This window comes from Bacteroides sp. OM08-11, from assembly GCF_003438665.1.
GTDB classification, from domain to species: Bacteria; Bacteroidota; Bacteroidia; order Bacteroidales; family Bacteroidaceae; genus Bacteroides; species Bacteroides cutis.
In genome coordinates this window covers 959,479-972,853 of sequence record NZ_QSTJ01000001.1, presented here as the reverse complement: position 1 = coordinate 972,853, position 13,375 = coordinate 959,479, and the positions used below count along the sequence as shown (strand labels likewise).

Genomic DNA, 13,375 nt, shown 5'->3' with positions numbered 1-13,375 from the left:
ACAAACCTCTCAAAACTTCTCGGGTTTCAAAAGCACATACATCAAGTACCCGAACACCGCTATACCTAATACTAATAATATTGTGTACATAATCCCTCTCCTTTAAATCTTTTCAAACCAATCTACACACTTCCAGAAAAGCCAGAAAGCGAACAAGCCGCTCAACAGGCAGAGAATAAATGAAATAGTTGTTCCCATGTTTTTACCTTTTAAAATGTTACTATATGTTTTTACCGGGAAAGTAAGATGCCAAAGATGTGCCAAAGAATGAAGTTACACTATAAGTAACTAATAAACAGAGAGGTGTATATTATATAGAGAAAGAAATAAACAACAAGCACCCTTCCAAAATGGAAGGGTGCTTGTCAAAATAGAAGGAGTAATAGTAGTAAAATAAAAAATGCACTTTAACAAAAAGATTGAAAATCCAACTATATCTTATATTCCTCAATCTTACGGTACAAGGTGGTCAATCCAATCTTCAGGAGCCGTGCAGCTTCCGTCTTATTCCCTTTGGTGTATTCCAATACACGGGCTATGTGGCGGCGTTCCATAGCCGAAAGTTCAAAACTGCCGGAAGCATTATCGTCCGATTGTTCATAATGGACATTCTGAATTTCGAGTGGCAAGTCTTCCACTTCCAGCCGTTCGCCCTCACAGACAATCAGGCTACGTTCTATCACATTGCGCAATTCGCGGATATTCCCTTTCCAGGGCTGTTGTTCCAGGGCGGCAAGAAATTCGGGAGAAATCTCACCTATCGCACGCGACAGTTGTACGGAGAAGTTCTTCACAAAGGCCTTTGCCAGCAAGCGGATATCGCCCATACGTTCACGTAAAGGCGGCAGATGTACCTGGAAAACACTGAGACGATAGAATAAATCCTCACGAAAACGGTCTTTGGAGATCTCTTCCGGCAAATTACGGTTGGTTGCAGCGATAATGCGCACATTGACACGAGTGGGTTTCGTGTCCCCTATCTTGATATATTCTCCCGTTTCAAGGATACGCAACAGTTTGGCTTGGAGTTCGAAAGCCATCTCACCTATTTCATCCAAAAAGATAGTGCCGTTGTTGGCCTCTTCGAACAATCCTTTCTTATCTTTCAATGCCCCAGTAAACGAACCCGCCTTATGCCCGAACATTTCACTTTCCAATAGTTCCTTACTGAACGAAGAACAATTCACCGCTACAAAACTCTGCTTGGCACGTTTACTATTATAATGAATAGCTTGGGCAAAGACTTCCTTACCGGTTCCCGTCTCTCCGGTCAACAGCACGGGTACGTCTGTCCCTGCCACCTTGCGAGCTAATGAAACAGCATCCTTCAGGACTTTGGATTCTCCTAAGATAGAATCGAAAGAATAAGCCTGCCCCATTTTCTTCTCCAATTTCTCTAACCGCACGTTCATACGTGCCTTCTCGACGGCACGACTTATCAGAGGAATAATCTTATTATTGTCGTCTCCTTTGGTGATATAGTCGAAAGCACCGTTTTTAATAGCCTGCACTCCATCGGGGATATTGCCGTGCGCCGTCAAGAGAATAACCTCTACATTAGGAGCGGCTTTCTTGATGGCCAGCACTAAATCGACACCATTCCCATCAGGAAGAAAGACGTCGCACAACGCCACATCCGGACCTTGAAGTTCCAATTGTTTCAAAGCAGCCCTGCAATCACCGGCCTGACAGACTTCATAACCTTCCAGTTCCATCATGCGTGCCAATAAGGTACGAATTTGTACCTCATCATCAATGATCAATATCTTACTCATATCAAAAAATAGATTTTAAATGACAAATGGTAAAAACAGGGACGTGCAAATATAGAATTTTTCCATAAAAGCAACGGCACATCTTTTGAACTTTTATAGACGAGAGTCTGAATGCAAAAAGGTATGAAAAGTAGTAGATCCTCATCAGGACAACCGTAGAAAAGCATAAAGACAGATATCAGGTCTGCTATCACGCCTTTTCATTTTGATAAAAACATGCTAAAATGAAAAGGTAATAATGCCTCCTCTCAAATTAATAATAAATGAATAATCAAAAAAAGAACAAAAAATGAAAGTTTGCAAATTTGGCGGAACTTCCGTCGGTACAGTAGAAAGGATGAAACATGTAGCTGAACTTGTCGCAGATGCTACCCCCAAAATAGTAGTATTGTCTGCCACGGCAGGCACTACGAATTATTTGGAAGAGATTGCGGCAAGCCTTTTCAGCCGTGATATTGAATTGGCACATGATAAGATAACTCGTCTGGAATTTCAGTTCATAGACTTTGCCAACGAACTATTAACGGACAAACTCATCAAACAGGAAGCAATTGATTATATTCTCGAACGCTTTCAGCAAATATGGAAGTTTACTAAAGACTCTTTTACCGCCATCGAAGAAAAGGAGGTACTTGCACAAGGTGAATTGATCAGCACCGCTTTGATGAATTTCTATCTGCACGAACAGAAAGTCAACAGTACACTACTTTGCGCTTTCAACTTTATGCGTACCGGTCTGGATGGCGAACCTGATTTAGATTATATAGAAAAGCGGCTTCAGAACGAAATAAACCAATATCCGAATACGCAACTTTTCATCACACAAGGTTTTATTTGCAAAAATGCTTACGGTGAAACAGATAATCTGAAACGAGGAGGCAGTGACTATACAGCCTCTCTCATCGGGACGGCCATCCAAGCCGAGGAAATACAAATATGGACAGATATTGACGGCATACACAATAATGACCCGCGTGAAGTAAGCGGTACACATACCGTGAAACATCTCAGTTTTAATGAAGCCGAACAACTGGCATTCTATGGAGCTAAAATCTTACATCCATTTTGTATTGCACCGGCAAGGAAACGTAATATTCCGGTACGACTACTCAACTCTATGGAACCTACAGCAACAGGTACACTGATATCCGACCGGCAAGATGCCAATGTTATCAAAGCCATAGCAGCCAAAGATAACATCATTTATGTCAAATTCAGGTCTAATCATGCCCTGTGTCCCTATTTATTCATCAGCAAAATATTTGAAACATTCGCTAAATACCGTACCCCCCTCTGTCTGTTGGTATCTTCCAATCTGGATATATCTGTTGCCATAGACAATTGCGAGCGTTTATCCGGTATACTATCCGAACTAAATCGTTATGCAAAAATACTGGTAGAAAACCGCATGAGTATAGTTTCCGTGGTAGGGAATATGCAATGGCAACATACCGGATTTGAGGCAGAAATTATCGAAGTGTTGAATGACATCCCCTTACGAATGATTTCCTATGGGAGCAGTAATAACGATGTAGCGTTCGTCATCAAGACCAGTGACAAAAAAAGGGCTCTACAAGCCCTTAATGATAAACTCTTCCAACCGGAAGAAGTATAAAAACTATTATCCAAACACTTATGAAAAACGTTCTATTATTTCCATACACATGCGTCCGTTATGATACGGGCATTTCCAAAATCCGGCTTTATCATCGGAGGTATCCACCGTACCGTCAGCGCGTACACTCCAATGCCATTCACCGTATTTATAATCTATCAGATACTTCTTGATAAACTCCCAACAACGAAAAGCTTTCTGCAACGCTACTTCGTCATCGAAATGCTGATAGAGATTGACATGCCCCACCACGTTCTCCGCTTGTACCCACCAGTGGCGGTCGGTATCGGTTTTATTCTTATCAAGAAAAGTTTCATAAATCATTCCGCCCTCCGGGGTCAACCCTTCATCGGCAGCGGCTGCGATATACTCCACCAATGGCTCGACTTTTGCCAACACCGTCTTATCTCCTAAAACAAGGGCCGCTTCATGTATCAGCCACGAAGCTTCAATATCGTGCCCGTAGGAAACGATACGATATTTACTTACCCAATCGTCATTGAAGAACAACTCCAAATGCCCGGTGTGCTGGTTCAGGATTTTGTCTGTAAAGAGAGAAATCAGATTACGGAGTTGCCGTTCCAGACGTTCATCTTTCCATACCCGGTACAGATTGGTATAAGGTTCAAGAATGTGCAAGTGGGTATTCATCGTTTTACGTTCGTTCTCGTCCTTATCACTCAAACGCATATCGGCTATTTCACCCCATTCGCGAGTCAACGCTTCGCAATAACCATTCTTTATTGCATCGAAACTATGCTGCTCGATACTTTCAAAAAGGCGGATGGCATAGTCCAGAGCTTCCTCATCACCCGTAGCCCGATGATACTCGCTCAAACCGTAAATGGCAAAACCTAAAGCATAAATCTGTTTTTTAGTATCCAACGGCTGCCCCTTACAGTCGAGCGACCAATAAACTCCTCCAAAATCCTTGTCATAGAACTTGTCAATGATAGTTCGTTTTGCCCGTGTAGCAGTTTTCAGATAATCAGAATTCTTTAAAAGACGATAAGCGGCCGAGAAAGTCCACAAAATACGTGCATTCAAGATAGCTCCCTTCTCCGCTTCAGGCATCAGTACCTCTGTTCCGGCAATACGGCCATAGAAACCGCCGTTTACCAAATCTGTCATTCTATTCATCCAGAAAGGGAGGATATTGGACACCAATTCTTCCTCCATTTCCTTCTTCATCTTATTTATATTCATAATTCCAACAATCCTCATCATATTATCATTCCATTAAACGATCACTTCCTCTTCGTTCTTTCAATTCCGCATTGATAGCCATCATCCGAGCTTTGTTCAATGGATAAATCAACAGAACCAGAATGGAGACTGCCGCAATCGCAGCGGGAATAAAGCTCATCAGATACCTAAGACCATTCAATGCTTCGGGTGTCTGTATGGCATTCTCGGCTGTATTGTAACCAAAGCATGCCAGCAATGCCATCACAGCCCAACCGGCAAAAGCACCGCCAAACTTTTGAGCCATAGAACCTGAAGAGAAAATCAATCCCGTCGATGATGTACCATCCTTTTGTTCGGCATAGTCTGCCACGTCGGCATACATACTCCAGATAAGCGGAGAAACAATCCCTGTACAAATAGAAATCAGTACTTGGAATATCATCATCAGCCACCAACCCAATCCGTTATTGGGCACAAAGAAAAAGAGTACGCTAAAAACAGCCAAGCAAACCAATGAAAGGACATAGGTGGACTTCTTACCGAATTTCAATGATAAAGGTACGGCCAACGCTACTCCCAACATATTGCAGACTTCACCTACCATAAGGAACAGCCCCGCATAGAGCACAATATTGAAGATGCCGAAATCAAGATAAGCATTCGCACTGATATAGTCTTTAAAGAAGTAAGCGGCAGTAGCCCCACGCACCGTATTAAAGAAATTGGAGAGTAAAGCCGCACCGTTCAATATCCACCAGGGAGAATTGCGGACGAGTGACTTCACATCTTTACCTATTGATTGGGCAACAGCACTCTTGACGTGTTCTCTCGTCATACTGAAACAGAGCAAGAAACCGAGAAAACAAAAAGAGGCAATGACGATCATAGCGTATTGCCAGCTTCCGGCAGTGCTGCAATCCATCGACTTGAACCAATTGCACAACGGCTCCCACGCTCCCAAAGCAATGAAACTGCCACCGTATGCAAAGAACATACGGTAAGAAGAGAAAATCGTTTTCGTATTCGAGTCATCGGTCATCACGCCCAACATAGCCCCGTATGGAACATTGATGGCCGTATATACGGTCATCATCAGGATATAGGTAGCATATGCCCAGATGAGTTTACCCGTTGCCCCCATGTCGGGAGTAGTAAAAAGTAATATTCCCGCAATGGCAAAAGGCGCTGCCACCCATAACAGGTACGGACGATATTTGCCCCAACGGGTATGAGTGCGGTCGGCAATCACTCCCATCATGGGATCGGATAACGCGTCCCAAATACGGGTTACCAACATCAGCACGCCTGCATCGGCCAGACTCAGACCAAAGATATTCGAATAAAAGAACGGCAGGTAATAGGAGAATATCTTCCAAAACATAGAGGAAGACATATCTCCGAAACCATAACCTATTTTTTCTTTCAGTGTTGCCATGACAGTATTTCAAAGTTTTTATCTATCAACCTCTTCAAGGTTTCTACCGATGCGGAAGTACCCAAACCGTCGGCAGGTGTATTCATACAGTAATCTACCAGTTTGTCCACAGTGGAAGTCGCCACATGCATACGCGTATCCGAGGAAGCATAGTAGATGAAAACCGTTCCGTCTTCATCGGCAATCCATCCATTGGAGAAGAGCACATTGCTGACATCACCGATGCGTTCTTCACCTTCCGGAGCCATGAAATACCCCCCGGGAGCGGCAATCAGTTTCGTCGGATCATCAAGAGCCGTCATATACATATAAAGTACATAACGCAGTCCGGCCGCGCAAGCACGTACTCCATGAGCCAGATGTAACCAGCCTTTCGGGGTCTTGATAGGATGCGGTCCTTCACCGTTCTTCACCTCTTTAATCGTATGATAATAGCGGTGATCTATAATCTTCTCTTCTTTCACCTCCGCACATGTCATGTCATCTACCAATGCCCAGCCGATGCCACCGCCACTACCGGTGTCGATAAAGCCATCTTGCGGACGGGTATAGAGGGCGTATTTCCCATCTACAAACTCCGGATGAAGAACGACATTGCGCTGTTGGCTCTTCGTCTTCAAATCCGGCAGGCGTTCCCAATTTTTCAAATCTTTGGTACGCGCGATAGCTGCCGTCGCCGTAGCTGCCGACAAGTCTCCCGCCGGTGCATTGTCATCATGGCGCTCCGCACAAAAGATACCATAAATCCAACCGTCTTCATGAGCAGTAAGGCGCATATCATAAATATTTGTTGCGGGAATCAAATCCTCCGGCATCGTAACGGGATAGTCCCAGAAACGGAAATTATCAATACCATTCGGACTCTCGGCTACAGCAAAGAATGATTTACGGTCTGCCCCTTCCACACGCACCACCATCAGGTACTTCCCATTCCATTTGATAGCACCAGAGTTCATCGCGGCATTCATGCCGATACGTTCCATCAAATTAGGATTCGACTTCTCATCTAAATCGTATCGCCAGAACACAGGCGTATGGGCCGCCGTCACCACCGGATACTTATAACGGGTGAATATGCCATTTCCTCCTTCCAAAGGTAGGTTTTTTCTTGTAATTAACTCTTCATATTCCTGAAAGAGTTTTGAGACTTTGTCTTTAAAGGTTACCATATCTATTGTTTATCTTATTTATACAAAGAATTTACATCTGCCGCAAAGAGTGTTTTCGGATTTTTGTAGAACTCCACAAAATCTCCTGCAGAGGTTTGTCCGGGATAGGGAGCATAGAAATGCGTTATTCGTTCACGGGCATTACGCCATACCAATACGTAAGCTACCGGATATTTTTCCAGCGCAGGAAATAATGTCCCGGTCCACCATTTCGGATCAGGAATACCTTCATAACCGACTTCGGTAACGGCTATCACTTTGTCATGTGACTTGCCGATACTATCCACAATGGCAAGTGAGCGTTCGAGTCCGGCAAGAAATGCATCACGGTCAAACTGATAAGTATCAAAACCGATAACATCAATCAAATCATCACCCGGATAACGTTCCAAATACTGTGTTGTATCCTGCGGTTCTGTTCCGGGTGAATAGGCGTAAAGCGCATTATCCACTCCTTTGGACTGTAGACTGTCTACCGTCATACGCCACAAAGCCTTATAGTCTTCCGGTGTACAAAGTTTTTCTCCCCACCAGAACCAGCTACCTGAATTTTCATGCCACGGGCGAAACAACACCGGTACTTTCACCCCCTCTGCCGTTTGCAGGGAATTGATGAAGCCGGCTACTTTATCCAACCATCCGGCAAATTTCTCATGGTTAACTCCACCCGGTAAGATGGACTGAACGACGGTCGTATCTTTCACATCCCAAGCATCTCCTCCCGTCAGCGGATTACGTACGTGCCAACTTAGCGAAATCATTCCACCACGCCGGTATTGATTGATTATTTCCTTTCTGAGCTTATCGAAAGGTACTTTATCCAGATTGGCTTCGCCACCCAGTTCCAGTTCTCCCAAATCAAAACTGATAACTGCGGGATAATCGCCACAAACACTTTTTACATCGGAACGGCCTTCGTCGCCTTCCCAACCGATGCCATATACCGTATCGTCATGATGGCCGAACATAATACCACGGGATGATACTTTTTTAAGATTGGTAAGTAATGCCCCGGTCTCGGGAGTACGTACAAATTCCGAATTCTCATCCATTGTCGATTGTTTTTTAGCGGATGTGCTACAGGAAGTAATCAGTAAGCATCCCATAGCGAATGCCACTGTCACAAATACAAGTTTTTTCATTTTAGCAGTTTCTTATAGTACAAATTCGGGTTACTGTTCACAACGCAAAGATAGCCGATTGTGAAGTACAGTTATGATACTATTTTATCCTTTTACTATATGAAAGAGAATACCTATCAGAAAGAAAAAGTACATGTTATCAAACGAAAGTACAAAAGATAGTGCACTAGTCGCCGATAACATGCACAATACTATATTAACTTCTTCATTAACTGAAGATATTTAAAGTCATCAGAACGGATAAACGCCCGTCTGCACTCCCTTCATAATACCTTGTACCGCAACTTCTGAATAAGGTTCCATGTTATTGTCACGATCGAAAAGCCCGAAGTTTTCTCCTGTAGTATCAATACAGTTGTTATCCCAGAAGAATGCCGCGAAACCATGATTTTTGGCTTGTCTAACCACAAATTCCAAATAGTAAGCACGAGATTCCTCCGATTTGGTATAGTTAATACCCAGTGCCTGGTTGGCTGAAGTTTTCTGATGCTTGACTGCACCGTATTCTCCCATTATAACAGGCAAACCTTTATCAACAAAATTGTATTTCAAATTACCGAACAACTTGATTACATCATTTTCTGTATTGGTAGAGTAAGATAGGCTTTCGTAAGGAGTTCCCCAATAATATTTATTTTCACCCTTAGCGTCGTCCCCACTCTGCTGACAGAAGTTCCAGGGTTGATAATAGTGGAATTCAAGCATCAAACGGTTTTCAACCGCATCAGTAGGTCGTTTGAAATGTTTAAGCGCAAATTCAGGACTAGCAGCCCAAGGCTGTACAACAAGTGTACGCCAAGCGTTGTTTCCGCCAGTTGCACGAACGGCATCAATGAATGTTTGATTGAGATCGTTCATATAGACAAACAAGTCTTCGTTGGTAGGTTCCCCCCATTCTTCTTTACCCTGAGAGATGTAGATAACCTCGTTAGTACCGGCAAACAAAAGGTGTTCATCGTAGTCCTTGAAAGTTGTAGCTACCTGAGTCCATAAATGATTAAACCTATTCAGGATGTCAGTCTTGGTTTCACCAAGAGCTCCCGGAACGATACGGTCATACCAATTATCATGATGAGAATTGAGAATGACGTACATACCTTGATTGTATGCATAGTCCACCACTTCCTTCACACGAGCCATCCATGCGGCATTGATATCCATCTCCTCATTGGCACGCGCATACCAACGGACAGGGATACGGATAGCGTTGAAGCCTTGTGCTTTCAATCCGTCAATCATTGCTTTCGTCGTCATAGGATTTCCCCAGGCCGTTTCGTCAGCGCCATCACTCTCCATTGTATTACCTAAATTCCAACCGGCACTGATTTCCTTCATAAGCTTTATCGCATTACTCTGCATACCTGCAGGCGCCGCACTATTAGTATCAGTATACTGGAAAGGTTTATGCCCCGGTTGAACAACCTTGACAGTGATTACCTGCGACAAGTCTGCCAAGTTCGTAAAAGTAATGACCGCTGTACGCTCTTCCTCATTCGTATTTTCTTCGGCATAAAGGAATATATTGGTAGCATTGCCAGGCGTCCCGTAAGCTGTTTCACCGGAAGGAAGTTTCAACCACTCTGCTGATACTTCCACCTTCCAGTCGGAAGGAGAAGTAACGGCAACAATAGTAGTATCAGCCTCGTTGTTACTGAATGTGATTTCGGTTTGATCTACCGAAAATGCGCCGTAGGCCAGACCGTTGTCGTCATCGGAACATGAAGCCACAAAGCCAACGACTCCAAGCATTAGTATAGACAAGCACAAATTGAATATTATTTTTTTCATAATTTCGTCACTTTAAATACGTTACTTAATAGACACTTTCTTCAAAATAAACCCATCACCGGTAATAACAAGACCATCATCATTCTGAAGATGAGCGATATCATCCGCTGTAGGAATAAATTCTATAGATTGTTCTTCAGCACTTGGAGTAAAATTTATCTGAGAAACTGATAGATTTGCCCAACTATTACCACCCATACGAGGGCTGATACAACCCCAACCAGTGGTAGGATCTGCCGAATCAAACGTGAAGACAATTTTTTGTCCTTCTTGGAATGTTGACCAATCATAAGCTCCATAAGCAAGATCTTGGTTTCCAGCCCACGTTCCACCCGAACAATTCCAAGAACCTCTCCAAATTACCGTTTCAAGTAAGGAAAGCGTAACCGAAGTCACGGTAAAGTATGCTCCACACAGAACCAATCCACCGTTATTTACAAGTTCATTAATCATTGCTTCAGTAAGAGTAATGCGAATTACATTATCTCCCGGCACAAGGTCATTCAGATCACTTGTCCCCGGAAGTGCAACCCAGCTTCCATTACCTACACGAATTTTTGCGTCATTCACCCCCTCATTCACTGTAACATAAATCGACATAACCTGTCCCGGCTGTACAGTAGGCCAAAGTTCTGCGCCACCGCTCCAAGAAAGGGCATCCATAGTAACGTCCCAATTACCAATCACTTTCTTTCCACTCCATATCGTCAGTTCCGCACCCTCGTGATGCATTGCAATCTTCTCAGTGACGAGACTGTAATTCTCATGCTGTACAACTTTCACCTCACCATCGGCCATACCTTCGGGTACGGTAAATGTGATTTGCGTAGCAGAACCGCTAAATTCATCAGATGCCAATGCAAGATCACCGGGCAACAGAATATACTGAACCTTATCAAGACGGGTACCGGTAATTGTTACCCGGTCGCCTGCTTTAAGGTCTTCTTTCGGCGTCACTCCCGATACTTCTATCATAAGAGGAGTATAGGGCACGGAAATTTTCTTTCCTGAATACTGAGCCAGATTGATATCACCCGGGGTCGTCTTCGAAGGTACTATACACTTTAATTCCGTACCGGCTTCGTTCACTACCACTTTCACAGAATCCACAAAAGGGAAATTGGCGCATCCCACCAAGTCGAGGTCTTTACCAAAAATGGTAATTTCCTCACCCAACTCAGGACTTTCGTTGGAAAGCCGTTCTACTGTGGCCTGGCGAATTTGCAAATCTTCAATAAGAGGCTGTTGAATTTCATTGGCATTGCCATCATAGTAGGTAACTTCACCACTTACCGCAGCAGCAGGTACGGCAATCTGAATTTCATTACGCGTATTTTTCAGGAAGTCTTCGGCATATACCACTACATTATCGGCAAATGTGGCATAAATCATGTTCCAGACATATTCACCCTTAACAGTGATTATATCCCCTGCCCGCACATCAGTGGATGAAAGTTCCACATTTTTAATGACACCCTCTTCTTTAAAGCTGACAAAGCTGTTGGAAACGATAGTATCCGAACCCACCACAAGGCGAAGTTTACCGGGAACTACTTCATCGGGAACTGTGACCGATAGCTTCCCGTCCGTATTCAGCGAAAATTGCGCCTCCTCATAAGTTTTCGTGTCATAAAGTCGCTGATTACCTTTAGGGAACAGTACTTTACTCACTTTCCCAAGGTTTACGCCTATCACCTCCATACTCTCACCACGTGTAAGAGGACATGGACCAAACGATTTCAGAGTAACTCCATTAACGGAGGTCTGCATGTTGTCAAGGTCGTCGTCACCGCAAGCAGCCACAAACAGACCGCTTGCAAGCAAAAGAGACGACATCAGTATGGTAGAAAATCTGTATTTCAAATTCATTGTCATTCTTGTTTTTTAAATTAATGACTTAATTATTTATAAGGTACTACACGCATATTATCAATCTTGAGAATCGGTTTACACAGAGTACCGGAAACACCGCCGCTATAAAGCATCATGGTGAACCCTGTAAAATGTTTCTCATCAAGTAATGTCTTTGCAGAAGAACCGTCAAGATAATAAGTAAATGCCGTTTCGAGAGGAATTGCCACAGTCATCCATTCATCACCTGTATCAAATGTCTTACCCTCAGCAGTGGTCCACGGGCGATACAACGCACGGGCATAAGCCTCTGGATATCCCTTACCTGCGGCATCATCCGCCTGATCTCTCCACCAAAGGTTATTTTGCGTACCGACAGTTATCTGATCATCACCAGAGAATATCAACTGCAAAGCACCCGAACTCCAAGGATTGCTTGAAGGAACATATAACTCAAACTTAAGAGCCATGTTTTTCCAATCTTCAACATTGAAGAGAGTACTTAAACGTATAGATGCACCTTCACCTTCAAATTTCTCAGGAGTATCCCATGAACCGGGACAATAATCGAACTCAAAGAGATTCTGCGGCCACTGATTAGTAGCAGACTCATCAATTTCAGTAGTACCGTCACCCATCTGATAATAAGAACCTGCAATGGAGTACTCATCGTTCATCACATGGGGAGTGGCCCAACCATTGTTAGCCAACCCTGTACCGGGTTCATCAACAGCTCCCCAGTTATCGAACAACATATTACGGCTTTCCTTATAATGGAATTTGGAGATGGTTGTTCCATAACGGGTAGTTACCGTAATCTGTCCTTCTTCCAACCCTTCGGGCATCGTAAAGTTGATGTTATACTGGTCAAATCCTTCAATTTCGACAGGTTGCCCCGAAATTGAAAGTTGCAAAGGTACCTCATCATTATCAGCGAAATAGTCTCCTATAATCTTTCCAGGCTTGCCACCTTCCAGATACTCATTGTTCATCGTAACAATACTTGGAGCTGGAACAAGGGTCTTAAAAGGATATTTCACGGTATCGTTCCCGGCAGTTATAAGATACATTTTATCAGTCACTTCAACAGGGATTGTTCCTGGAACATCTACCAGCAAGGAGTTGCCGGTGATATAACTTGTATTCAGCACAGCCTTCTTGTCATTGAAGTAAATCTCCTTAATACTCGTAAGGTTTTCGCCCACAAGGCATACTGTCGAGGAGAGATAAGCTCCCGTAATGATAGAATCGGAGCTTGCGGCATCCGGTACACGTACAAATTCTATGGTAGGAACCCCACCGGTCAGTTCAAACTTATCGGGCTGATCTTCGCAAGATGCCATAAAGGAAGCCATCATTGTAACAGCCGGAAGTACTAACCATTTTGATATGTTATGATTTAATATTTTCAT

Annotated in this window: 10 protein-coding genes; 1 reads left to right on the top strand and 9 read right to left on the bottom strand. The window is 43.5% G+C overall.

Annotation, left to right across the window (positions count from 1 at the left end; genetic code table 11):
• Positions 1-9 precede the first annotated feature (9 nt).
• Both kdpF and DXC10_RS03745 read right to left on the bottom strand, forming a co-directional pair.
• Positions 10-90 (bottom strand): K(+)-transporting ATPase subunit F, encoded by an 81-nt coding sequence (gene kdpF, locus DXC10_RS16685; RefSeq protein WP_117737343.1) that lies wholly within the window; start codon positions 88-90, stop codon positions 10-12.
• A 341-nt stretch (positions 91-431) separates the two neighbouring features.
• Positions 432-1,775, bottom strand: coding sequence for a sigma-54 dependent transcriptional regulator (locus DXC10_RS03745; protein WP_101542372.1), 1,344 nt, complete (start codon positions 1,773-1,775; stop codon positions 432-434).
• A gap of 289 nt (positions 1,776-2,064) precedes the next feature.
• Between DXC10_RS03745 and DXC10_RS03740 the strand changes: the two genes are divergently transcribed.
• Positions 2,065-3,390: an aspartate kinase gene (locus DXC10_RS03740; protein ID WP_117737342.1), complete on the top strand. Its 1,326-nt coding sequence runs from the start codon at positions 2,065-2,067 to the stop codon at positions 3,388-3,390.
• 18 nt (positions 3,391-3,408) lie between these two features.
• Here DXC10_RS03740 and DXC10_RS03735 read toward each other — a convergent pair whose 3' ends face one another.
• The 7 genes from DXC10_RS03735 to DXC10_RS03705 form a co-directional block, all read right to left on the bottom strand.
• Entirely contained in the window at positions 3,409-4,596 is a 1,188-nt protein-coding gene (locus DXC10_RS03735; RefSeq protein WP_101542370.1) for an AGE family epimerase/isomerase, read from the bottom strand.
• Positions 4,597-4,621: 25 nt separating this feature from the next.
• The gene (locus DXC10_RS03730) at positions 4,622-6,013 is read right to left on the bottom strand and encodes an MFS transporter (RefSeq protein WP_117737341.1); all 1,392 of its coding nucleotides are present in this window, start codon (positions 6,011-6,013) and stop codon (positions 4,622-4,624) included.
• Entirely contained in the window at positions 6,001-7,182 is a 1,182-nt protein-coding gene (locus DXC10_RS03725) for a glycosidase (RefSeq protein ID WP_117737340.1), read from the bottom strand. The genes DXC10_RS03730 and DXC10_RS03725 overlap by 13 nt, the downstream gene beginning before the upstream one ends.
• Before the next feature lie 14 nt (positions 7,183-7,196).
• Positions 7,197-8,324 (bottom strand): glycoside hydrolase family 26 protein, encoded by a 1,128-nt coding sequence (locus tag DXC10_RS03720; protein WP_101542367.1) that lies wholly within the window; start codon positions 8,322-8,324, stop codon positions 7,197-7,199.
• Between the two features lie 231 nt (positions 8,325-8,555).
• Positions 8,556-10,112, bottom strand: coding sequence for a cellulase family glycosylhydrolase (locus DXC10_RS03715; RefSeq protein ID WP_101542366.1), 1,557 nt, complete (start codon positions 10,110-10,112; stop codon positions 8,556-8,558).
• Positions 10,113-10,133: 21 nt separating this feature from the next.
• Positions 10,134-11,987: an IPT/TIG domain-containing protein gene (locus DXC10_RS03710; RefSeq protein ID WP_222705376.1), complete on the bottom strand. Its 1,854-nt coding sequence runs from the start codon at positions 11,985-11,987 to the stop codon at positions 10,134-10,136.
• A 26-nt stretch (positions 11,988-12,013) separates the two neighbouring features.
• Complete coding sequence (locus DXC10_RS03705) at positions 12,014-13,375, bottom strand: glycan-binding surface protein (RefSeq protein WP_101542364.1); 1,362 nt, start codon at positions 13,373-13,375, stop codon at positions 12,014-12,016.